Origin of the sequence: Maribacter sp. 4U21 (genome assembly GCF_002742365.1) — a bacterium.
In the GTDB taxonomy this organism is placed as follows: domain Bacteria; phylum Bacteroidota; class Bacteroidia; order Flavobacteriales; family Flavobacteriaceae; genus Maribacter.
The window spans coordinates 16289-42494 of the sequence record NZ_MDGN01000017.1; the positions used below are offsets into that span (position 1 = coordinate 16289).

Here is a 26206-nt window from a genome sequence, read left to right on the forward strand (position 1 = left end):
ACAAGATATTAGAATGAGCGAAATAAAAAAAAATTACTGTTTTGTTGGGAGTTATACAGGATTTGAGCCTGGACAGCTCAGCTGGGTTGGCTCACAACAATCAGGAGTAGGTATCCTCTCTTTCGAGTTTAACGATTCCACCGGTTCGCTTACCCCCATTAATAAGGTAGAGCAGGATTCACCGACATGGTTAGAGGTTCACCCTAACGGACGATTTCTTGTTGCCACGCACGAACTTTCCGCTCATACAGGGGCACAGGTTGGTGAGGGGTATGTAACCTCCTATGAAATTCAGTCCAATGGATATTTAAAAAAACTATGCACACAGTCAACCGGTGGGCGAGGAAATACCTGCGCCACTTTTGACCGGACAGGTCATTTTCTGCTGGTTACGAGGTATTGGGAAGGTGGAGTTTCAGTGTTGCCTTTTAATTCCAATACGGGTATGATCGGCGAAGTCACGGCACGACCAGATTATAGTGGTTCCGGACCTATCCCAATCCGTCAGACAATGTCACATCCCCACGGGGTACACGGCGACCCGCTTACCAATTTGGTGTATACCATGGATTTGGGTTCCGATAAAATTCACCAACATGTGCTTGATGTAGAATTGGGGACACTGGCCTCCATAGAAGAAGTACATCTACCGGGTGGGAGTGGTCCACGCGGCATTAATTTTCACCCGACGTTACGAGTAGCCTACGTGAATTGTGAACTTAATGGTACTACCGTCGTATGTAGTATAGATAATAAAAAAGGACTGATGCCTTTTCAAACGGTAAATTGTTATCCCGGGGGCTTTCATGGCCAAGATAATCCGGAGAATTTGGGTAAGGCTAATTTTTGGGGAGCAGAAGGCTGCTTGTCAAAAAATGGAACGTACTACTATTACATCTGCCGCATCCATCAAAGCATAGCGGTATATAAGGTCGACTCAGACGATGGCAAATTAACCTTTTCAAGTCGATGTTCGTTAGCGGCTAAATCCAATGCTCGGAACCTCACCTTAGATACAAGTGGTAATTATTTACTTGTTGCCAGCCAAGATGCAAATCTTGTTGAATGTTTTAGAATCAATTTGAGGACCGGTGCACTTGAACTTGTGAAAAAACAACATGCGCCCTGCCCCGCAGATGTAGCCGTAATTTGATGCTTAAGTTTAAAGCAAATCCTTTGTTAGGTTCAGAGATTTAACTTCACGAATAACTGGGAGGACTGTAAACTAAACAGTTCAATACGAATGCAACTTCTTACCATGGTTCCTCTTATCACGGACACGTACTTGTTAACGGTTTCTCTAGGATAGGCCTTAAAGACCTCAATACGAGTTGTAATTAATTTATTAATAATAAAGCTAAAATAAATTTCATTCAATCACAAAGGTAGCCATTTGTCAATTTTTGATTAAACTACCCATTAGAGCGCAAAAAAAGTATCGTAACGAGTAAAATCAAATGTAGTTTAGACCTTCAAAATACAGTAATTTTAGTATAGACGTACATTCAATAAGAAACTATAACTAAAAAAGTATTCCTAGAATTTAAATTAATAGTGAGCTATTTTTATTATCCCTTGTTTTGAATATGAGTTTGTGAAAAGGCAAATAGTGGTAATCAAATCTTTGGGATTTACAAAAGGAGCTTTATTTTGATCTAATGAATATTTTATCTAAAAAAGTATATGTATAAAAACCGAAAATTAAGGGTCATTTTCTTTTCTTTTCAAATTGTCCTTCTCATACTGATCAATTCATACGAAGTACATTCTCAAGATTTTGAAATATTCTCTAACAAGGAGGGTTTCAATCAAAACACAATCAATTCCATAGTGAAAGACCGGTATGGCTTTTTGTGGTTTGGAACGCCAAACGGATTAATTAGATACGATGGTTATGAATTCAAAACGTTTACGACACAGTCCGATACTAATGGCAATATTCTCAGTAACGATATTAAATATCTGTATTCGGATATCAATGGAATTGTATGGATAGGAACAAATCTAGGTATGAATGTTTATGTGCCGATGTTAGAAAAATTCTATACAATTCCATTATTAGAAAAGGTAAACATTAGCCATATTGATTCCGGACCAAATGGACAAATCTGGTTCTCTGGCGAAAATAAACTTTATGCTTGTAAATTAACAGATGTCAAAAAAGGAGTTTTCAAATTATCGGATAACATACTAAAACCAAGATTTGATATTCCATTTATTAATGATTTTATTTTCAGGGATGAAAGTTCGATATTACTAGGCAGTTCAAAGGGTTTGTGGAATCTGGAACTTGAGAAAATACCAACTGCGTTGCCAGAAATCAAATCTGCAATAAAGTTTGATATCTTAGAAAATTCTCATATTACTTCCTTATTAAATAGAAATGGAATAGTCTGGATTGGAGCTGAAAAAGGACTCTATAAGATATCTCTCCAAAGTAGTATCCCTAAAATCATCAAGAATTTTAACGACATTTTAGGAAGCAATTCTACAAATCCATATTTTTCCGTCGATACCATCTTTGAAGATAACAACTCTATTGTTTGGGTCGGTACTGAAAATGATGGGCTTTATAAATTTGATACGAATACAGATTCTCATTATCATTACGTTTACGACCCACGAAATGAATTTGGTTTAAGCAGTCAGAATATTAATACATTATATCAAGATGATTACAATGTCTTATGGATAGGCACAGCACAAGGAGGTATTAATAAACTAGATTTAAGACAAAAACAGTTTGTAAGCTATACCCATAACCCCTATGATTCAGAGTCATTATCAGACAATCTGCTTACTGCCATTCTTGAGGACAAAAATGGAATACTCTGGCTTTCGGGTTACAATAAGCCCCTGTTTAGAAGTAAGTCGATTATCAATAAAAACACTCTAAATTCTCTTAAGTTTGAAGATTTGAGAAGTAAATTCCCTACTGAAGATGGTGATATCGTTAGAAGTATCTATGAAGATGATAAAGGCTATCTGTGGTTTGGAACAGATCAATCGGTTATAGTTTATAACCCTTCAAAAAAGGAATTTAAAAAAGTAGAAATAACACATGACGGTATTCAACTTATAAATGAAGAGATTAGAGATATTTATCAGGTAGGAGAAAATAATATGTTATTATTGGGAAATAAAATTGTCATCCTTAAAAATCCTTGGGAGGATATTGACCTGAGTGGAAACCCTACGCTAGAAGTAGCTTCGGTTACTTCTTTGGGTAGCAAAAAGGGCCACAAATTACTAAGGGCCAGTGATGGCTCATTTTGGTTTGGCACCAATAAAGGTTTATTGCATGGAGAACTCGATGGCGAAAAAATAGAATTGAACCAATTCTATTCAGACGGAAATAGGAATGCAATAAAACTAAGTTATGAAAATGTTTTCTCACTTCATCAGGACGATGACGGTATTATTTGGGTAGGAACCTTTGGTGGCGGGCTAAACAAAATATACTTGGATAGTGAAGGTTTACCATTAAAAATTGACTTATTCAGAAAAAATGATTTATTACCGGATGATGCCATTTATGGAATTTTACAGGAAGACAATGATTATTTATGGTTAAGTACGGATATGGGTTTGGTCAGATTCCACTTGAAGGATAGAAATGTGGAAGTTTTTGATGTAAGAGACGGTTTAGCTCATAATAATTTTAGACAAGGATCTTTTTTTAAAGGGGATTCGGGATATTTTTATTTTGGTGGCTTAAACGGTTTAATCATCTTCGACCCAAAAAATATTAAACTGAATGAGCAAACCCCAAAGGTTTTGATTACTGATCTTTTTATTAATAATAAGCGGGTAGGTATAGGTGAGAGGTTCAAGGATAAAATCATACTGGATAAAAGTATTTCTGAGACCGATGTCATTTCGGTAAGTCAAAAGGAACATTCCATAGCTTTTGGCCTAGCGGTGGATCACACTTCAACTCCTTTAAAGAATAGAGTGGCCTATAAGCTAGAGGGATTTAATGAAGAATGGATTGAAATAAAGTCTGGAAAAACCAATGTTGCCTATACAAACTTACCCGCCCGCAACTTTCTGTTTAAGGTAAAAGCAGGCAATGGCGATGGGATATGGAGTTCAGAAATAAAGTCTTTAAGAATTAGCATAGTACCTCCTTGGTACAGGTCATGGTGGGGTTATTTGATTTTTGCTATTATCGCAATAGGAATAGCAATAGGAATTATAGTTTACTTTTCAAAGAACGAAAAACTAAAACAGCGACTGAAATACGAGAAATTGGACAAGGACAGATTAGAAATCATCAACCAAGGTAAATTTAGATATTTCACGAATTTGTCTCATGAATTTAGAACTCCGTTAACGTTAATTTCGGGTCCGTTAGAATGTATCATTTCGAATAATCCAAAACCGGAAAATATTAAGTACTTGGCTTTAATCCAAAAAAACACGAAGAGACTATTAAGTTTAGTGGATCAATTGATTACATTTCGGCAGTCTGAACAAGGGCATTTGAAACTTAACCTAAGCAAAGACACTTTGGCGGGTTTCATCTTTCCAACTACAGAAGCTTTTGAGAACTATGCGCTTGAAAGGGACATTAATTTTTTCTATAAAGTAAGCTCTCCAGAAGAAGAAATCATTATTGATGTCGAAAAATTAGAAAGAATAATCTTTAACTTGCTATCCAATTCATTTAAGAATACCCCACCGTTAGGTGATATTAGCATAGAGTGTAAAATTATCTACGAAAACGAAAAAAAATTAATACAAATAGATGTTGTGGATAGTGGCAAGGGAATCCCAACAGAAGATCTTGAAAATATTTTTGAGCGGTTTTACCAACTAGGCAACAAAAAAGATCTTACAAGTGGTGGTGGAATTGGACTATCTTTTTGCAAATCTCTTGTGAACATCCTTGACGGAGAGATTTATGCTAATAGTAATCCTGGGGTAGAAACCCGATTTACAGTAATCGTTCCTTCGAAAACTTTAGACAATCACCTTGCGCAGGATGTAGAGTTCTCAGAAAAGTCTTTTGTGAAAAATTGGATTCCACTTTCTGTTGATATTACGGAGCGTGATACAGTTTCAGCGTTAAGTGTAGCTAAAAAAAATCATTCAATCTTATTGGTTGAGAATGAAGTTGACGTACAGACTTTTTTAAAGGGCACGCTATCTACTTCGTATAATATAGAAGTTGCCAACAACGGGGTTGAGGGTTTGGAAAAGATAACCATCAATGAACCTGATCTCGTTATAAGTGACATAATGATGCCTGAAATGGACGGGTTTCAACTGTGTTCTAAAATTAAGGATAATCCAGATTTAAGTCATATACCGGTGTTATTACTAACGGCCTTGGGCGATACCGAAAATACTATAAAAGGTTTGGAATACGGAGCTGATGATTATTTGAGCAAACCTTTCTCGATAAAACATTTAAAATTAAGAATCGATAAATTAATTCAGAATAGAACAAGACTAAAGGCTTATTTTTCAGAAAACAGTAAGCTACCTAAGACGGATATCGAGATTCCGACCAAGGACAAGGAATTTTTGATTAGACTAATTGAAGTAATTGAAAGTAATATTTCGGATTCAGGTTTCGGGGTTGAAGAGTTAGCAAACAAAATGAATCTAAGCACATCTCATTTATATCGGCGTTTAAAAAAGCTAACTGGGCAAGTTCCTAATGCCTATTTGAGAAATTTTAGACTACAGCGTGCCGCAGAACTTTTAAAAAATAATACTGACTACACTGTTGCTGAGGTTATGTATCAAATAGGAATTGAATCAAATTCTTATTTTTCAACATCCTTTAAAAAACTACATGGTGTTTCCCCATCCGATTATTTCAAGTAAAGTAATGGGGAATTATGTCGTACACAAATGTCCAATCAGACGTAGTAATATGTTTTTATTAACTTTTCTTCCACTTAAAGCCCGAACCAAATTATCCAAGTACAAATAGTGTTTTTAAATATAGATTTATCATCGCTAGACGAAATAGTGAATATTATCATGAATGAATAATATCATAACTTATTGAATATTAAAATTTTAAGATATCAAAAATATAATGCAAGGAATGCGCAAGTGATTGATTGAAATGAGCAAGACCTTTAGAATGGGATTCATTTATTTTGAGATATGAGGAAATTATTTTCTTATGTTGAGCCTTAAAAGGGACTTCATTTTAACAACTCTTATTTAACTGACCAAAAATGAAAAAAAAGAAAACTAAACTGAAAATTTTCAGACTTACGAAACAACGGTCTATTGCCACTCTTTTTTTAGTGTGTTTTATATTTGTTTCATATGCCAATGAAATTAGTACATCTTCAACTACATCGGGTATAGGAATGCAAACGGCCATAACCGGAACTATTGTGGATTCCGATGGCCAACCCCTACCAGGTGCTAATGTTATAGAAAAAGGAACCACCAATGGAGTACAGTCAGATTTTGATGGAAAATTTTCCATAAGTGTTTCGAACTCAAATGCTATTCTGGTAATTTCTTATATTGGATTCGCTACCAAAGAAGTAGTACTGAATGGTGATACATATATTTCTGTTGCCTTACAAGAAGACGCCGCTGGACTAGACGAGGTGGTCGTTGTGGGCTATGGTACCCAAAAAAAATCTGATTTAACAGGTGCAATAGGTTCGCTATCCGGCAATGGTTTAGACAAGTTGCAGGTGGGGGACGCTTCCCAACTTTTATTAGGTAGAATGGCTGGTGTTCGAGTAGAATCGGTGGGTGGTAGTCCTGGTGCGGAAACAAACATTGTAATTAGGGGTGTATCTTCCTTATCAAACTCAAATCCATTATTCGTAATAGACGGAATGCTCACAGATAACATGGATTTTTTGAATCCATCGGATATCAAATCGGTTCAGGTATTGAAAGATGCATCTGCCGCTGCTATATACGGTTCTAGAGCAGCAAACGGTGTAATCATAGTTACTACGGCCAACGGAAAAGGTGTTGATGGTATTAGAGTAGACTTTGAATCTAGTTATGGTATACAGTCTCAAATAAAAAAATTGGATTGGATATCGGGAGCTGAATATGCCAATTTAAGAAATGAACTAGCAATTGCCAATGCGCCGGAAGGTCAACAGCCAAACTTTTTACCTGGTTTTAATGAACAATTGGATCCAACGGTGAATACCATAATAGATGAAATCGCAATCTCGGACGCTCCAATACAAAACTTGGCGACTAGTGTTTACGGTACTTCAGGAGATGTTAATTTCAACGTTTCTGCAAACTGGCTAGAGCAAGATGGAATTATAGTTGCTTCCGATTTTGATAGAAAGACATTTAGAGCCAATATGGGTATCGATAAAGGGAGGCTTAAGATTTCAGAAAGTTTTGCCATCTCAACTACGTTCAGAAATAAAAATACAATTTGGAACTTAGGAAATAATATATTGCCCACAATCCCTTTTAGAAATCCGGATAACGACGGTGGTTTTAATGGGGCCTCGGAAGAATTGCATATGCAAGAGGGTAATAATCATATTGGGCGAGCGCTGCTGCAAGACCGTCATGAGACAAGGGATAATCTAATAGGAAATCTTAATATCGGGTACGAGTTTTTCGATGGTCTAACGGCTGCCGTAAACTTGGGGCTTCAATATTCGAATTCATCGGATTATACATATACACCTACGTTCTTCATATCTAATAATGTAGATGCAAATAGGCAGGAGGCCGAGTTGATTGATAGAACGCAGAAATATGTAAATCAACTCATAGAGGGTACGCTAAACTATAAAAAAATATTTGGGAAACATTCCCTCGATTTGGTTGGAGGTGTCACATCCCAAAGGGTTGAAACGAATAATGAGGTTATCTGGGTGTCGGGTTTTCCATCCAACGATATTAGACAAGTGAGTGCCGCAAGTAACATAGTGCAGGCCCAGGGTACACAAACTGTAAGTGCCATACAATCCTTGTTCGGTAGGATAAACTATAATTATGCCGAGAAATACTATTTAAGTGGTTCTGTTCGTAGAGATGGTAGTTCTAGGTTCTCCGAAGAAAACAGATATGGAGTATTTCCGTCCGTATCCGCAGCTTGGACTGTATCCAATGAGGAATTTTTAAAGGACAGTGAAATCGTAAATAATTTAAAGATTAGGGCAAGCTACGGAGAATTAGGGTCTCAAGAAGTTGGAGACTACGCCTTCGTCCCCGTTTTAAATATCAACAGTGATGCGGTTTTTGGAACGGGTCAGAATAGAGTTGCTGGAGTATCACAGACGGTCTTTGCAAATCCCGATCTTGTTTGGGAGACAACTAAAACATACAATATTGGTATGGATATGTCACTATTTAATTACAAGCTTACGCTAACAGCAGATTATTTTGATAAAAAATCCGAAGATATCTTGGTTTCCCTCAGAATACCCCCTACTTCAGGAACCAATACTCCTGTGCCTCAAAATGCAGCTTCCATACAGAACAGAGGATTGGAACTAGCGGGAACCTATAGTGATAATATTGGTGACCTGACCTTTAATTTAAGTGCAAATATTACGTTTTTGGATAACGAAGTATTATCCTTAGGTGAAAATATAGCTCCGATTACTGCAGGAACTGGTTCGCAGTTTCAGCAGACGCTTACTGAAGCTGGTAGTCAAGTAGCGAGCTTTTATGGGTATAATGTTATTGGCATCTATCAAACAGAAGCAGAAATAGCTGCAGATGATAATGCTGACCCCAATGCACAACCAGGAGACTTTATCTATGAAGATTTAGATAATAGTGGTGCCCTTACTGCGGATGATCAAAAAATATTGGGTAGTTATATACCGGATTACGAATATGGATTTACGCTGGATGCAAGGTACAAGAACTGGGATATTAATATGATATTCAATGGAGTTGCCGGAAACGAAATATATAACACAGGAATTAATAAAAACTTACTGGATTTAAACAGCAACATGACAAGAGAAGCATTAGATTATTGGACACCGACAAACACCGATACAAGAATTCCAAGACTAGGAGGTGGTGCAAATAATAATAGGATAAGTTCATTTGGTGTAGAAAGTGGTGCCTATTTCAGGCTTAGAAATATTCAACTTGGATATTCTCTACCCCAAAATATTATGGATAAAATTAATGTCAGAAAAATAAGACTTTATTTATCCGCTCAAAATTTATTTACTATTACCAACTATTCTGGCTATTACCCGGAAATAGGTAGGTCCTTTGATGATGAGCTAAGGGTGGTTGACAATAATAACCTACTCTTTTTAGCAGGTGTTGATCAATCTTCATATCCAGCAGCTAGGAATCTAATTATGGGGGTGCAAATAGGATTATAAATTATGAGTATTGCTATTAAACCTAAAAAATTAATAAAATGAGAAATTATATCTTAATAATTATCTGTTTCGCATGTATTTCCGGATGCGAAACTGACTTGCTAGAACAATCAAATCCAAATACCCTGACTCCAGATATATTCTGGCAGTCGGAAGCTGATGCTACGGCTGCAATTATAGGAACCTATAGTCCAATGTCTACAATTTTTTACCATGGTAGAATTTGGTACATTGTCGAGTTGGCCTTATCTGATGAAATTTTAAATGCCGGTGGAATTGGAGGTGCTTTACAATTTTATGATGGTAATCCGAATGACGGCAATTACGCAAATACCTACGCAGAAATGTGGAAAGTCATTTTCCGTGCTAATCTGGTATTGAAGAATGTGCCTGAAATTGAAATGGATGCTACCTTAAAAGATAATATTCTTGGGGAAGCTCTTTTTTTAAGAGCTATGAATTACTTTGTATTGGTCAATCATTTCAGAAACATACCGCTTGTTACGGAGCCCGCAGGCAGTTTGGCCGAAACCCAACAACCACAAGTAGAACCTAGTTTAATATGGGAGCAAATTAAAGAGGACCTTAATACCGCTATTACCCTTTTGCCAGTATCTTGGGACGAAAATAACAAAGGTAGAGTGTTTAAAGGTTCCGCCTCCGCTTTACTGGGAAAAACGCATTTATACTTAGAAGAGTGGACCGAAGCGTCTGCTGAATTTAAGAAGTTAATTAATGGTGATTACGGTACGTTTGATTTGACGGATAATTACGGAGATAATTTTAACGAAAGTACCGAAAATAATGTAGAATCCCTATTTGAAATCCAATTTGACAAAACAGGAGCATGGACAGCAGGTTGGGGGTCTGATGTTCCCTCAACTGCTCGATATAGTTCCATGCAATTTGATTTTACAAATTATAGAATGAATCCATGGGTTTTGGACTTATTCTTACGTGAGACTACAATAGATGGTCAGGAAGATCCGAGAGCTAAAGAGACCTTAGTTTGGAACTATCCCGGAGCTGAGCATTTTAATGGAGTGAGTTTTACTGAAAAATTTGCTGCAGAGATTGCCGATTTCGAGGCTGACCCAACCCTCAGAAGGCCTGTTAGAGCTGCAAAATATATTGAACCCAATGGTGGAGGCGCCGTACCTGCTTTTAACGCGAATGGTAACAACAAAAGAATTATTCGTTTTGCAGATGTACTTTTAATGCATGCAGAGGCAGAGAACGAAGCAAATGGTCCTAACGCAGATGCATACGCATCTATCAACAGGGTACGTGCCAGGGTTAATATGCCGCCAATACCTGAAGGTTTATCCAAAGAAGATTTTAGACAGCGTGTTAGGGATGAGAGAGTTTTGGAACTTTGTAATGAATCCCAAAGACCTTTAGATTTATTGAGATGGGGGCTTTCGCCAAGTAGATTTGAAGAAAATCCTTCTTTTAGACTACAGGCAATCCGTTATGTACCCGGAAGAGAATATTACCCAATTCCTCAAATAGAGGTGGATACTAATCCCAATATGGTTCAAAACCCTGGTTATAATTAATAATAAAGTATATAGTTGAGTTAGTTTTGATAAAAAGGAGTTGTCTTCAAAGCGGCTCCTTTTCATGTTGTAAAAATTGATCATGAAGCAAGTAATATTTTGGAAATATGTTCCCAAGATAATCAGTATGTCCCTATTGATTACAGGGTTCGCCTGTAAGAAGTCAAAAGTTGGCGAATCCACGAACATTACTTCATTTACGCAATTAACTAGTAAAGAAAGTGGTATTCATTTTGCCAATACCTTATCAGAAACCGATTCTTTAAATTACTTTAAGTTTCCATATATTTATATGGGTGCCGGTGTAGCAATCGGTGATTTTGATAATGATGGCTTATCCGATATTTTTTTTACCGGAAATATGGTCCCCAATAAGTTGTACCATAATAACGGAATGATGCAATTTGAAGATGTCAGTAGCTCCGCAGGTATCGAGGGAGATGAAAGGTGGTATACTGGAGTTACACTTGTTGATATTAACAATGATGGGTATTTAGATATCTATCTTTCTGTTTCCGGTATGCTTACGAATACTCAAAATCAACTCTATATCAATAATGGGGATTTAACTTTTACGGAGTCCGCATCAAAATATGGTATTAACGATTCCTCCAATTCTATACAATCTACATTTTTTGATTATGATAACGATGGAGATCTTGATCTTTTCGTAGCAAATTACCCATTGGTTCCAATAAGTCAAGGTAACATGTTCTATGCTGCCAAACTAAAAGAAAACCTTTTAGAAGAAAGCGGGCATCTATATCGCAACAACAATAATGGTTCATTTGAGGATGTCACGGAGATTGCGGGTGTAAAGAATTTTGGGCTTACATTAGGCCTAATTGCATCAGATTTTAATAATGACGGATTAACGGACCTATATCTATCCAACGACTTTAATGTTCCTGATTATTTTTATCTAAATAATGGTGATGGAACGTTCAAAGAGGTACTTAAGACCGCAACGGGCCACGTATCAATGTTCGGAATGGGCATTGATGCTGCGGACTTCAACAATGACCTCACCATAGATTTGATTCAGGCAGAAATGTCGCCTGAAGACTATGTTCGAGCAAAGGTCAATATGGCCAGTATGAATCCCAAAAGATTTGAAGAAGGCATATCCATGGGATTTCATTATCAGTATATGCAAAACAGCCTACAGTTGAACAATGGAACGAATAGTGATGGGATACCCATAATGAGCGAGATATCACGTTTTGCAAATCTTGCCTCTACGGATTGGAGTTGGTCTACCCTATTTGCAGATTTAGATAATGACGGATTTAAAGATATCTACATTACCAATGGGATGAAAAGAGATGTTAATGACAATGATATTAACAAACGTAAAGCGCCCACTTCTTTTAAACAAGCTTTCAATGTAGAGATAACAGATTACCCGAGCGAACCTATTTCCAATTACGTTTACAGGAATATCAACGGATATGAATTTGAAAAAATTTCGGATAAATGGGGTTTAGACTTTAAAGGATTCTCCAATGGCATGTCATATGGAGATTTAGATAACGATGGTGATTTGGATATGGTTATTAACAACATTGATCAGTCTGCAACAGTTTATAAAAACGAGACTAAAGATTCACACTATTTGAGAATTACACTCAGGGGTCCCGAAAAAAATAAAAATGGTCTTGGAGCTAAAATTTTGATTTCAACAAATAACGGAGAAGCGCAAAAGCAAGAAATGACACTAACACGCGGTTTTCAGTCTAGTGTTGAGCCCGTAGTGCATTTTGGTCTCGGAAACGCTCTTGGACTTGAGAAATTACAAGTAATCTGGCCAGATGGTAAAGAGCAAATAATAAACAAACCAGTTATTAATCAAAAATTAGTCGTGTCCTATTCAGATGCGGTACAAGGCAGTATCTCAAATTCTAATGAGCCCGCATTTAAAGAAATAACAGGTGCTGCAGGTGTTTTTTTCCAACATAAGGAAGATTTGTTTGACGACTATAAAATGGAACCCCTCTTACCATATGAGTATGGTAAGTTGGGTCCTGCACTGGCAACAGGCGATGTTAATGGAGATGGTCTTGAAGATTTTTTTGTTGGAAATGCCTCTGGAAGTGTCAGCGCTCTATATCTTCAGAACAATGAATCTAAATTCGTTGAAATGAAAGGACCTTGGTCAGCTGATTCACGCATGGAAGATGTAGGTGCCATTTTTGCTGACTTTGATGATGATGGCGATCAAGATCTTTATGTAGTTACCAACGGAAGCCAGTTTCAGGATCATAGCGACCGGCTGTATTTAAATACTTCAGATGGCTTTATAAATTCAACAAGTGCATTACCTAATGAATCAGTAGCAGGAAAGACGGTAGCTGTTGCTGATTTCGATAAAGACGGTTTGCTTGATATCTTTATAGGCGGTAGGAATGTACCTGGAAAATATCCATTTCCGGCTTCTAGCATATTGTTAAAAAATAATGGAGGAAAAGATATCGCCTTAACCTTTAAGAATGTGACGGAAACCGAAAGTCCAGATTTAAAAGATATTGGTATGGTTACCGACTCGGAATGGATTGATTTAGATGGTGATGGTTGGAAAGAATTAGTACTTTCTGGAGAATGGATGCCGATTACTATTTTTAAAAACGATGAGGGCAAATTAAGAAATGCCACGAAGAAATATGGGCTTTCAGAATCCAATGGTTGGTGGTACACAGTTAAAATACAAGATGTAGATAAAGACGGGGATATGGATATCATTGCGGGCAATCTAGGATTAAATCACAAATACAAGGCCTCCTCATCCTCCCCTTTTAAGGTTTATTCCAATGATTTTGACGAGAATGGCACCAACGATATCGTTTTAAGCTATACCAAAGAAAAAAAAGAAGTGCCCTTAAGGGGACTTGAATGTTCCTCACAACAAATACCTGCTATAGGCAAAAGATATGGCTCCTATAGGGAATTTGCTTCCGCTGATTTATCTGATATATATGGGGCGTCCGTATTAAAAAATTCACTGCATTACCAAGCGAACACTTTTGCACATGTTTGGTTTGAAAACGAAAACGGAACGTTTGCGAAAACGCATAGTCTTCCCGTGAAAACACAATTTTCAAGTATCAACGCCATTGAAACACTTGATTACAATGGAGATGAATATGCCGACCTGTTTATTGCGGGTAATTTATATAGGACAGAAGCTGAAACTCCAAGGCTAGATAGTGGTCTGGGAACGCTCTTAATAGGTACGGCAGATGGGTATATTGAAGTTCTGGCAAAAGAAAGCGGCTTGTTTTATAGGGGAGATATAAAAGAAATTGCCGCTATTACCATGGCTAATGGTAAAACTTGTTTTTTGTTGGCCGGCGTCAACGAACCTTTGCGTATAATACAATTGAATAAAAAAGGTCAGACCACGGGAAGCGTCAAAGAAATTTTATAACCACTAATATTATGAAAAAAATTATAGCCCTACTTTGTTTAACGACTGTTCTAATTGTTCAGTCACAGAAGGATAATGATATGGATAAGATGTGGGGCAGGCAGAACACCTTGGGAATTGACGCACCTGCTTCCAGAACATCCCTTTTCGATAATGGCAATTATGCGATGTTCATACATTGGGGAATTTATTCCAATATTGCCAACAAGTGGAAAGATAGCACATACTATGGCATTAGTGAGTGGATAATGCACCCGAGAAGGGCTGGTATTCCACCAAAAGAGTATATGGCGGAAGCGAAAAATTTTAATCCCATAAACTTTAATGCAAGGGCCATAGCTCAGCTAGCGAAGGACGCAGGGATGAAGTACATAGTAATTACGAGTAAACATCACGATGGTTTTGCCATGTACGAATCTAAAAGTAATGACTTTAATATCGTTAAAGCCACCCCTTTTGCCAGGGATCCTATGAAGGAATTAGCAAAAGCCTGTAAAGATTTAGATTTAGGGTTTGGTTTTTACTACTCACATAACCAAGACTGGACCTTTCCGGGAGGTAACGGAGGTCCAACAACAACAGAAAAAGGAAAAGAAGTAGGATTTGATTATTATTTTAAAAACAAGTGTCTTCCGCAGGTAAAAGAAATTGTAACCGAGTATGGTGATATAGATATAGTGTGGTTTGACACTCCTGGTAACATGGAAAAAAAATATGTAGAAGAACTAGTTCAAGTAGTCCGTAAATATCAACCCAATGCTATGATTTCTGGCCGCGCAGGTCACAATTTAGGAGATTACAAATCTTTAGGGGATATGAATATTCCCATCAAAAATATTGGTGGTCTTTGGGAGTCTGTAGATGTTACGAACGATTCTTGGGGCTATGCCTGGTATGACCAGAATTGGAAGAGCCCTAAACGTATTCTAACCAGCGTAATTTCAACAGTCGCTCGCGGAGGAACCTACATGTTGAACGTAGGTCCGGCTCCAGATGGTACAATACCCATGGAAGCACAGAGATCGCTAAGGACTTCAGGAAAATGGATTATTGAGCATCCTCAAATTATTTACAAGGCAAAAGCATCACCATGGGGGCGTAAATTACCATGGGGTGATGCCACCATGACCCCAGAAGGGAAAGTAAACTTATGTGTTTATGAATGGCCTTTAGATGGCAAACTTGTCCTACCAGGAATCAAAGGGGATATTATTGGGGCAAGTCTTTTGCAGAATGACAAAAAAATAAGGTTAAATACAGGCAAGTTCGGAACCTGGTTGACAATCGACCTTCCGTCTCAACGCCCAGACAGACTAGTTTCCGTAATAGAAGTTGTTCCTGACGGTACTTTGGATGTAGCTACGGCTTCCACTATTGACCCGTATTACCCATCCGAATTTCCAGTAGATTTTGCAACCTCCGAAAAAACCACCATAACAGAAAAAAAATGGATGGAAAAATTTGGGGAGTGGAAGCACATTGAACAGGCGGGGAACTGGAAAGCTGACGGTAAAGTGACTTGGGAAGTGGAAGTTAAGAATCCAGGATACTACAAAGTAGATTTAAATTACGCGGGCGAAGGACGGTTGGTTTGGAACGTAAGCACGGAGGAAGGTTCAATGATTCAAAACGAACAGAATTCATCGCATATCTACAATTACTATGAAATGGGTCTCTTGCGTTTTGAACGGCCTGGAAAACATGAAGTAACTGTGTCCTTGGTGGATGGAAATAAAGAAAGTGCTAGTCTGAAAGAAATACGGTTCACACCTGAAGGCAGTATGGAATAATTTTAAATCTGTTTATAATTTCAAGCGGAGTGTCATTTTGAGTTTTTTAGTTAAGGTTACGAAGTAAACTATCGGTTTTTTTACTTCTAGCTTACATTTGGATGGAACAATCCAACATCTTTGACATTAGATTGGAAAAGGTCCTAATATCACATAAAATAATTTTTCGCTCATTTGATTTCCATTGAACATGATTTTTAATATCACTTAAAATATATAAAATGTCAAATCAAACAAGATTGGTCGGTATTCTTATTTTTCAAGTAATGTTCTTTTCCTGTAAGGTAACTAAGCAACCATTTCTGACTAGTGACGGAAGCGTGTTTAAACCCAGACAAGGGTTTCCTTCTTTTTCATGGAATTCTGTCCCTATGTATTATATGTTCGGCGATAACGAACGTATTTTATCTCCGAATGAAGTAAGTTTCATAGCTAAACGTACCGACTTTATCTGTATTGAAAAATCACATGGTGTTAAAGAACTAGGAGCAGCTGAACTAGGAACAAAACACGAGGTAAAGGCATTCAAAGAGCAGAACACCGATATAAAAATCCTATTTTATTTTAATTCAGCGTACGCCTGGCCATACACTTCCTACAATAAAAATTTCACTCCCGATAAAATTGACCAATACCCAGAACTTAAATCATATTTAATCGCAGATCAGGAGACAGGTGAGCTTGCCTTCAGGGACCATTATATACAACTTGTCTATTTCTTTGATGTACTTAATCCTAATTTTCGAAATTGGTGGGTTGAAACAGTGGCCAAAGGCATTGTAGATTCCGGTAGCGACGGTGCGTTCATTGACCAAATGCACGGTTTTTCTTGGCTGCGTGAGAATAGAAAGGAGGAGGTACATAAAGCCCAAGGTGCGCTGATAAAAGCGCTCAAAAAGAAATTAGGCCCTAATAAAATTGTATTGGGTAACAATGTGAACGACGACATAGCTAAATACGCATATCCCCACGTAGATGGTGCTATGTTTGAACACTACAGTAGTGAGTTAACAACAAAGGAAAACCTTCTTGCAGAGTGGGATGAAATGCTAAAAAATGCGAAAGAAGGGAAAATATCAATCTTTCGTTTTGGTTTTGAACATGATACAGATTCCCCTAAAAATGATGAACAAAAAGGGTATACATTGGAAATGGAACGTTTATCCAAAGAAAATTTGGAGTTCTATTTGTCTTGTTTTCTAATCGGTGCGCAGCCCTATTCATATTTTCAGTACGGCTGGGGTTGGGATTTAGATGACGGTTCCTTGGTAGACCATCCGGATTTGCAAAGAAAACTTGGCGCACCAAAAAGTGGTTACAAAAGAAGTGATCTTGACGAGTGGGAATTCACTAGAGAATTTGAGCATGCCAGTGTATGGGTCAATATTGAGAGTAGGAAAAGTCAAATTACATGGAAATAGACTAGATGAAAATGGATTTTTGAAATCAAACCATGCCTTAAACTCGAAATGGAATTTTGTAATTGAGCTATAGGTTGTCTAAGAATTAAAAGAAAAAGTTACAAAATTAGATGGTTATATCGACTAGTGGAAATAGAGATAAACCTTAGTAAAGCACAAGAAATTTATGAAAATTGAAAATACAGTTTATATAGTAACGCTTCTTTTACTATTCTCCTGCGGAAATCAAAAAAAGGAAGAAACGGTTGGCAAGGAACAAGAAACTAAACCGAACATCATTTTCATTTTTGCAGATGATTGGGGCTATGGCGACCTAGGATGTTATGGTAATACACAAGTGGCGACTCCAAATATTGATAAACTAGCCATGCAAGGCACAAAGTATACTCAATTTCATGTAACAAGTGGTGTATGCTCCCCTAGTCGTACTTCGGTCATAACAGGACATTTTCCCGTAGCACATAAAGTTCATGGTCACTTTGCAGGCAATGAAAAGAACCAAAGCCGCGGGATGCCAAACAACTGGTTGAACGAAAACTTAAAAGTTTATCTCCCACGAATAATGCAAAAGGCAGGATATGCTACTGCACATTTTGGAAAATGGCATTTAGGAGGTGGTGGCGAACCTAATGGAGATTTATCCGCTCCAGAGCCAAAAGAATATGGTTATGACGAAACAAGGGTGTGGAACGGGAACGGCCCAAGTTGGAAAGGAGATGTACATTGGCCAACCACGAGATATATGGACAGTGATACACTTTGGGTGCAAAGTTCTAGTCGCATTGTAGTTGATGAAACGATAAATTTTTTAAAAAGGAAGAGCAAGGAAGACCCCATATTTATTAATTTATGGTTAAAAGACCCACATACGCCATTATGGCCAAATGAGGAGCAACGCAAACCTTATAAAGGCTTAGAACCGGATAAAGAAACATATTTTTCCGTATTGACTGATGCTGATTATCATATAGGCCGCTTAATGGATGCTTTGGAGACCATGGGTCTAGAAGAAAATTCACTGGTGATTTTTACCAGCGATAATGGGCCTGCGGGGTATGGGCCCGCTAAAATAGCTGGTTCTACAGCAGGTCTTAAAGGAGAAAAAGCAACCCTTTTTCAAGGGGGTGTAAACGTACCTTTCATAGTTCGTTGGCCGGGGCATGTTGATAAAGGTAAGACGGACACTACAAGTGTTATATCAGCGGTAGATCTTCTCCCTACATTTGTTGACCTAGCAAAAACACAACTGCCTAAAGACTATCGTCCAGATGGAGAGAGTTTTGCTTCTATTTTTAAAAATGAATCTTTTCAACGTCGAAAACCCTTGTATTGGGATTGGCGATTTTCATCAAACACTGAACACAATCCACATAATTGGGTTTCAGGTGCAATACGGCTGGGTGATTGGAAGTTACTTGTAAGTTCCAACAATGAGCGTATGGAACTCTATAACTTAATTGATGATCGGTTCGAACGTAATGATTTATCAAAAACTAATATCTCTAAGACCTGTGAGCTATTGGCTATGCTTTCTACGTGGCAAAATAATCATGTTGAAACCGAGGCGGAATGAAACTAAAAAGATATAGTGCTATTATATTTTTAACTTTTATAATTTCAATATGCTTTTCATGTGAGAAGGAAGTACTGAAAATATACATAGCCGAAAATGGGGACGATACCGCAACTGGGACAAAGGAACATCCGTTGCGAACCATTCAAAAAGCCAGAGATCTTGCTCTATCTTCAAATACTGACGCCACGGTAGAAGTAATCCTTGAAAATGGAACATATTACCTTTCCAAACCAATCGTTTTTGGTCCGGAACATTCGGGAAGTAAATTAAAACCTATAACGTACAAAGCGGCCAATCTAGGAAAAGCGATTATTAGTGGTGGGACGCAACTTTTCCCAGAATGGGTGCCACACAAGGACGGGGTTTATAAAGCTGTGATTCCAGCTGATATTGAGTTAATAGACCAATTGTACGTTGATGGTCACAACCAACGTATGGCTAGATTTCCAAATGCCGTTGAAAACAAAAATGTATTCGAAACTTGGGATTTGTTGCATACAGACGCTGCTGACGGTGAAAAAGACCCTTTAAGCCCAGAAAGAATAGCATCATGGCAAAACCCACAAGGCGCATACGTGCATGCTATGCATGCAGCGTTATGGGGAGATATGCATTGGCTCGTAAAAGGCAAGAACGATGACAGCAGGTTAATTCTGGATGGCGGCTGGCAGAACAACAGACCCTCGCCCATGCACCCACGTTATCGAATGATAGAACACGTATTCGAAGAATTAGACGTACCGGAAGAATGGTTTTATGATAAAGCCAACAAAACGTTGTACTACTATCCAAAGCCGAATACAGACTTGTTAAAAGCGAAAATTGAAGTGGTTAGGTTGCAAAATCTAATTGAATTTAAAGGAACGATTGAAAATCCGGTTAAGTATATCAATTTTCAAGGCTTGGTGTTTCGACATGCCGCGCGTAGCTTTATGAAAAATAAAGAACCCTTATTAAGAAGCGATTGGACTACTTTCAGAGGTGGGGCAATGCTATTTACAAATACAGAGGACTGTGCAATATTGGACTGTGAATTTGACCAGCTTGGAGGCAATAGTATTTTCGTTAATAATTATAATAGAAGAATAAAAATAAAAGGGTGCTATATACACCAATCTGGCGCTAGTGGTGTTGCTTTTGTAGGTGACCCTAAGATGGTCCGTAATCCGATATTCCGCTATGGTCCTCAAGAGTATGAAACTATGGATAAAACTCCTGGTCCTAAGGGCAAGAATTATCCGGAAGATTGTTTGGTAGAGGATTGTATCATTACCATGACAGGCCGTTTTGAGAAACAGACCGCTCCTGTACAAATCTCTATGTCTTCAAAAATAACGGTCAGCCATTGTTCCATTTACGATGTACCAAGAGCTGGTATCAATATAAGTGAAGGTACCTTTGGTGGACATATAATTGAATATTGCGATGTGTTCAATACCGTTTTGGAAACCGGAGACCATGGAAGTTTTAACTCTTGGGGAAGAGATCGATTCTGGACACCCGATATTGTGCGAACGGCAGAAGAAGTAGCCAAAGATTCCACCTTGCCGTATCTAGATATGGTTCGCCCAAACATTATTAGAAATAGTAGATGGCGTTGCGATCATGGTTGGGATATTGATTTGGACGATGGGTCTTCGAGGTATAGAATTTACAACAATCTATTGCTTAACGGTGGACTGAAAATGCGGGAGGGATATGACAGAATAGCCTTTAATAATATAATTATTAACAACAGCTTGCATCCCCATGTATGGTATCCAAATAGTGGCGACGTTTTTGTACGAAATATTATATCAGCTGCTTATAAACCTGCCGTTATGAGCAGGGGTATTGCAGCTGACGGAAAGTGGGGCAAGCAGTTGGATTATAATTTTTTCACTACCCATGAAAGTGATCGGACGCACTTTGAAAAAAACCAAACGGATATGAATTCTATGGTCGGTGACCCTAAATTCATTAATCCGGAGGAAGGAGATTTTAGGGTGGCTCCGGATTCTCCGGTTTTAAAAATAGGTTTTAAAAATTTTCCGATGAATGAATTTGGGGTAATCTCGGAGCGATTGAAACAAATAGCAAAACAGCCCATTATGCCTAAACTACAAGAGATATCGGAAACAGGTTCTAGCACCATATATGAGTGGAATATGTGCGTGGTGAAAGATGTAGAGACTATGGAAGAAAGGTCGGCGGCAGGATTAACGTCTACAAGCGGTGTAATGCTGTTGAGCGTTCCTGGCTATTCTACGTTATCACGATCTGGATTGCAGACAGGCGATGTTATAATATCCTATAATGGTAAACCCATACGAGATTTTGAACATCTTAAGTATGTACTTTCTAAAAACAAAGCCGCAAAACAATTGGAATTTGGAGTGATGAAAAATCAAAAAGAAATAAAAATAAAAATAGAACTATAGAATTTTCTAAACTTAACTATCACACATAAAAATATGGTCCCAGAAAATAATGGATACATTTTTTAGGTTGAAATTTTAACGATGTCAGCTGGAAGTTTAAAAAGCTATAAGGCAAAACACTTTGTTTATGTCTAAAATATCTCGATTTGTCAAAGTAGTGAACTAAATTAGCAAAAATAGTATTGATTGAAGTATTTGGTTTGGTGGTTTTGAGTAGGGATGCCAGTTAGATTTGTTTACACAAGAGATTTAAAGTACAGATATGAAATTAATAAGATTTGGAAAAGTAGGGAAGGAGAGGCCAGGTGTTCAACTTAAAGATGGTTCACAGATTAACGTTTCCGGATTTGGACAGGACTATGACGAGCATTTCTTTGGAAACGATGGTATTGAACAGTTGAAGAAATGGTTGGATACCAATAAAGATAGTTGCCCTAAAATTTCTGATAGCGAGAGATTAGGCCCTCCGCTGACAAGACCGTCAAAAATAGTCTGTGTAGGATTAAACTACGCCAAACACGCAGCAGAAAGTGGTATGGAAGTACCTTTAGAACCTGTGTTGTTCTTCAAGGCAACTTCTGCAATTGTTGGTCCTTATGATGACTTAATCATTCCAAGAGGAAGCAAAAAAACAGACTGGGAAGTTGAGCTTGCGGTTGTTATTGGAAAAAAAGCCAGTTATGTAGAAGAAAAAGATGCCTTGAATCATGTAGCCGGTTACGTGCTTCATAATGATTATAGTGAAAGAGCGTATCAAATAGAAAGAAGCGGGCAATGGGTAAAAGGAAAAAGTTGCGACACATTTGCACCTTTAGGTCCCTTCATAGCTACTACAGATGAAATTGAAGACCCTAACAATCTTAATCTTTGGTTAAAATTAAACGGAGAGACGGTTCAGAATAGTTCTACATCGGACTTCATATTCAATGTACAAGAGGTTGTAAGTTATATTAGTAAGTTTATGACCCTACTCCCAGGAGATGTTATCTCTACGGGAACACCATTTGGAGTAGGCCTTGGTTTTAACCCGCCAAAGTACCTTAAACCCGGCGACGTGGTTGAGCTCGGTATAGATGGTCTAGGCAAATCTAAACAAACTGCAAAAGCATATAAAAGCAATTCATGATGAATTTAAACTTAAAGGATAAAGTCATTGTCGTAACAGGTGGTTCCAAGGGAATAGGTAATGCCATTTGTACGGTTTTAGCAACAGAAGGCGCTATTCCTTTTATAGTAGGTAGAAATAAACATAACATAAGGTCAGCAGCTAATGAAATTGAAAACGCTGGTGGTAAAGTAGGCTTTGCCTTTGCTGAACTAACAGATCCAGAGCAATGTAAAAGTGCTGTTGAAACGGTACTAAAAGAATACGGTAGAATTGATGGCCTAGTAAACAATGCAGGGGTCAATGATGGGGTAAGTCTAGAAAACGGAGGTTATAAGGAATTCATAGAATCTATTCATAGAAACTTGGTCCACTATTATCTAATTGCTCATCATGCCTTGCCAGCACTAAAAAAAAGCAAAGGAGCTATAGTAAATATTGGTTCTAAAACTTCTGTTACCGGGCAGGGAGGAACTTCCGGCTATGCTGCATCAAATGGTGGCAGGAACTCCTTAACAAGGGAATGGGCAGTAGAACTACTACCATATAGTATACGTGTCAATGCAGTAATAGTAGCGGAGTGTTATACACCACTATACAAAAAATGGATACATACATTTCCTAACGCCGATGAAAAATTGAAATCGATAACCGAAAAAATACCCTTGGAAAATCGAATGACAACCGGGGAGGAAATAGCAAATTCAGTTGTATTTCTGTTGTCGGACGCATCTAGTCACACTACAGGGCAATTGGTCTTTGTTGATGGCGGATATACGCATTTAGATAGGTCAATTTAAAATACGCTTATGAAAAACAACCAAAAAATACCTGTCGTTCCCAAAAGTCTTATTGTACCCTTTGTACTTATAACTTCCTTGTTTGCATTATGGGGCTTTGCCAATGATATTACGAACCCCATGGTATCGGCCTTTAAAAAAGTACTGGAATTAAGTAATACGCAAGCATCTTGGGTTCAGGCCGCTTTCTATGGTGGGTATTTTACCATGGCGCTACCAGCGGCCTATGTATCAAAAAAATATTCTTATAAAGCAGGAATTTTAGCAGGGCTTGCGTTATATGCAGTAGGAGCGCTTTTATTCTATCCCGCAGCAGCAATGGAGAATTATTTGTTCTTTTTAGCGGCGTTGTACATATTAACTTTTGGTCTTGCATTTTTAGAGACCACCTCTAATCCTTTTATATTGGATATGGGACCAGAGGAAACTGCTACCCAAAGACTCAATCTGGCCCAGGCCTTTAATCCGGTAGGAGCATTAACCGGACTTTTCGTTGCGCAAACATTTATACTATCAGCACTTCAATCTGATGATGTAGACGCCTCAGGAAATGGGATATATGAAACGTTAAAAGGTACTGCGAAAGCAGCGATAAAGACTTCCGATCTTCAAGTAATACGCAACCCGTATGTGATTCTAGGCATATTCGTTATAATAATGCTTGTCGTCATCGCATTTGTTAAAATGCCCGATACTAAACAAAAAGGTGTGTCACTGGATATGTGGAAATCCATCCAAGCCATTTTTAAGAAAGAACGTTTTGTAGCCGGTGTTTTTGCACAAATGTTCTATGTTGGAGCTCAGATTATGTGTTGGACCTACATATATCAATATGCAGAAAATATAGGTATCAGTAATATCGTTGCCGTAAATTATGCTTATACGGCATTAATCATCTTCTTGATTGGAAGATTTATCTGTACATATTTATTAAAATTTATAGATTCCGGTAAGTTATTGATGATTCTCTCAGTGATAGCTATTCTTGGATGTATGGGCACCATATTTCTTGAAAATATAATGGGTCTATATTCACTTGTCTTTATTTCATTTTGCATGTCACTTATGTTTCCAACGATTTATGGAATAGCACTTACAGGGCTAGGTGATAATGCTAAAACAGCATCGGCATTTTTAGTCATGGCAATTGTTGGAGGTGCGTTTATGCCTGTTCTTCAAGGGATGGTTTTAGATATTGGCGGAAGCGGGTATTCCGATGTAAAGATAATGGGGGTTCCAGAAGTTAATTTCTCTTTTGCCCTACCTCTGCTCTGTTTTGTTCTTGTTGCTTTATACGGATATAGAGCTTTAAAAGTTTATAAAATTAAATAATAAAGAAGCTGTTTAGAATATAAGGATGGGCGTATGAACAACTACTTTTTTAACCCTCGAATTATAGAATAATGAAAAATGAAAAGGAACTAAACATAAATAGCAATTACCCTTCAGTTTCTGATTTGAGAACAAGGGCGAGAAAAAAGGTTCCAAGATTCGCTTTTGAATATTTAGACGGCGGATGTAACGAAGATGTGAATCTGCATAAGAATACTAAAGAAATCCGTGATGTAGAACTTTTACCCTATTACCTTAGTAAGCACGTGGGTTCTAGCATGAAAACAAAGCTTTTCGGTCATACGTATGATGCGCCATTTGGTATTGCACCTGTAGGCCTTCAAGGTTTAATGTGGCCCAATGCGCCAGAAATTTTAGCGAAAGCCGCCTTTGAGCACAACATCCCATTTGTATTAAGTACCGTTACAACGAGCAGTATAGAGCGTATATCAGAAATCACGGAAGGTAAGGCATGGTTTCAATTATACCATCCTACAGAAAATTCGTTGCGAGATGACATCCTTAAACGAGCAGCAGTAGCAGAATGCCCTGTATTGGTCATTCTTTGCGATGTTCCCACTTTCGGTTTTCGTCCTAGAGACATAAGAAATGGCTTGGCGATGCCGCCAAAAATGTCGGTTAAAAACTTACTTCAGGTATTGGGAAAACCGGAATGGGCCCTTAAAACATTGATTCACGGTCAACCTAGTTTTGAAACACTAAAACCGTATATGGCCAAAAATCTAGATTTAAAACAACTGGGTAAATTTATGGACCAAACATTTTCAGGTCGACTAAACGAAGCGAAGATAAAACCGATACGGGATTTATGGAAAGGGAAATTAGTACTCAAAGGAGTAACCAATGAAGCAGATGTTGAAAAGGCGATAAACCTTGGCCTAGATGGTGTCATTGTTTCTAATCATGGTGGTAGGCAATTGGATGCGGGCGAATCAAGTATAAAACCGTTGACTAGAATCGCCAAAGCCTATGGAGACAAATTAACCGTGATGATGGACAGTGGACTACGGTCCGGACCTGATATCGCAAGAACAATGGCTTCAGGTGCCGACTTCACCTTTTTGGGTCGGTCTTTTATGTATGGTGTATCCGCACTTGGTTCAAAAGGCGGTGACCATACTATTTCTTTACTAAAGAAAGAACTGCAACAGGTAATGGAGCAAATCTGCTGCGCAGAAGTAAAAGACTTTTCAAACCATTTGATACAGACAGATAAGAAATAGAAAAAACACATTATGAAAATCAGCACAGTTCTAGTTGCCAACAGGGGTGAAATTGCCATCCGCATTTTTAGGGCCTGTGTAGAGATTGGAATAAAAACCGTTGGTATTTTCACCTACGAGGACAGGTACTCCCTGCACCGTTACAAGGCCGATGAAAGTTATCAAATAGGTTCGGACAATGAGCCACTGAAACCGTATTTGGACATGGACGC

Annotated in this window: 14 protein-coding genes; all 14 read left to right on the top strand. The window is 38.0% G+C overall.

The window, feature by feature from the left end:
• Positions 1–13 precede the first annotated feature (13 nt).
• Positions 14–1153 (top strand): lactonase family protein, encoded by a 1140-nt coding sequence (locus tag BFP77_RS03110; protein WP_180272297.1) that lies wholly within the window; start codon positions 14–16, stop codon positions 1151–1153.
• Between the two features lie 530 nt (positions 1154–1683).
• Entirely contained in the window at positions 1684–5838 is a 4155-nt protein-coding gene (locus BFP77_RS03115) for a hybrid sensor histidine kinase/response regulator transcription factor (protein ID WP_099572615.1), read from the top strand.
• A 362-nt stretch (positions 5839–6200) separates the two neighbouring features.
• Complete coding sequence (locus tag BFP77_RS03120; protein ID WP_099572616.1) at positions 6201–9323, top strand: SusC/RagA family TonB-linked outer membrane protein; 3123 nt, start codon at positions 6201–6203, stop codon at positions 9321–9323.
• Positions 9324–9361: 38 nt separating this feature from the next.
• Positions 9362–10882, top strand: a complete 1521-nt coding sequence (locus tag BFP77_RS03125) for a RagB/SusD family nutrient uptake outer membrane protein (RefSeq protein WP_099572617.1) — start codon at positions 9362–9364, stop codon at positions 10880–10882.
• A gap of 82 nt (positions 10883–10964) precedes the next feature.
• A complete protein-coding gene (locus BFP77_RS03130; RefSeq protein WP_218963447.1) occupies positions 10965–14306 on the top strand; it encodes a VCBS repeat-containing protein in 3342 nt (1113 codons plus the stop codon).
• Positions 14307–14317: 11 nt separating this feature from the next.
• Complete coding sequence (locus tag BFP77_RS03135) at positions 14318–16096, top strand: alpha-L-fucosidase (protein ID WP_099572619.1); 1779 nt, start codon at positions 14318–14320, stop codon at positions 16094–16096.
• Between the two features lie 221 nt (positions 16097–16317).
• Positions 16318–17517 (top strand): putative glycoside hydrolase, encoded by a 1200-nt coding sequence (locus BFP77_RS03140; protein WP_218963448.1) that lies wholly within the window; start codon positions 16318–16320, stop codon positions 17515–17517.
• Positions 17518–17683: 166 nt separating this feature from the next.
• Positions 17684–19090 (top strand): sulfatase-like hydrolase/transferase, encoded by a 1407-nt coding sequence (locus BFP77_RS03145; RefSeq protein ID WP_099572620.1) that lies wholly within the window; start codon positions 17684–17686, stop codon positions 19088–19090.
• Entirely contained in the window at positions 19087–21513 is a 2427-nt protein-coding gene (locus tag BFP77_RS03150; protein WP_099572621.1) for a PDZ domain-containing protein, read from the top strand. The genes BFP77_RS03145 and BFP77_RS03150 overlap by 4 nt, the downstream gene beginning before the upstream one ends.
• 262 nt (positions 21514–21775) lie before the next feature.
• A complete protein-coding gene (locus BFP77_RS03155) occupies positions 21776–22639 on the top strand; it encodes a fumarylacetoacetate hydrolase family protein (protein WP_099572622.1) in 864 nt (287 codons plus the stop codon).
• The gene (locus tag BFP77_RS03160; protein WP_099572623.1) at positions 22639–23418 is read left to right on the top strand and encodes an SDR family oxidoreductase; all 780 of its coding nucleotides are present in this window, start codon (positions 22639–22641) and stop codon (positions 23416–23418) included. The genes BFP77_RS03155 and BFP77_RS03160 overlap by 1 nt, the downstream gene beginning before the upstream one ends.
• A 9-nt stretch (positions 23419–23427) precedes the next feature.
• Positions 23428–24750 carry an L-fucose:H+ symporter permease gene (gene fucP, locus BFP77_RS03165; RefSeq protein ID WP_099572624.1) on the top strand — a complete coding sequence of 441 codons (1323 nt, stop codon included), beginning with the start codon at positions 23428–23430 and terminating at the stop codon, positions 24748–24750.
• 71 nt (positions 24751–24821) lie between these two features.
• Complete coding sequence (locus BFP77_RS03170) at positions 24822–25994, top strand: alpha-hydroxy acid oxidase (protein ID WP_099572625.1); 1173 nt, start codon at positions 24822–24824, stop codon at positions 25992–25994.
• Between the two features lie 12 nt (positions 25995–26006).
• Positions 26007–26206: biotin carboxylase N-terminal domain-containing protein (locus BFP77_RS03175; protein ID WP_143751835.1), on the top strand; the 200-nt coding region annotated here is incomplete at its 3' end.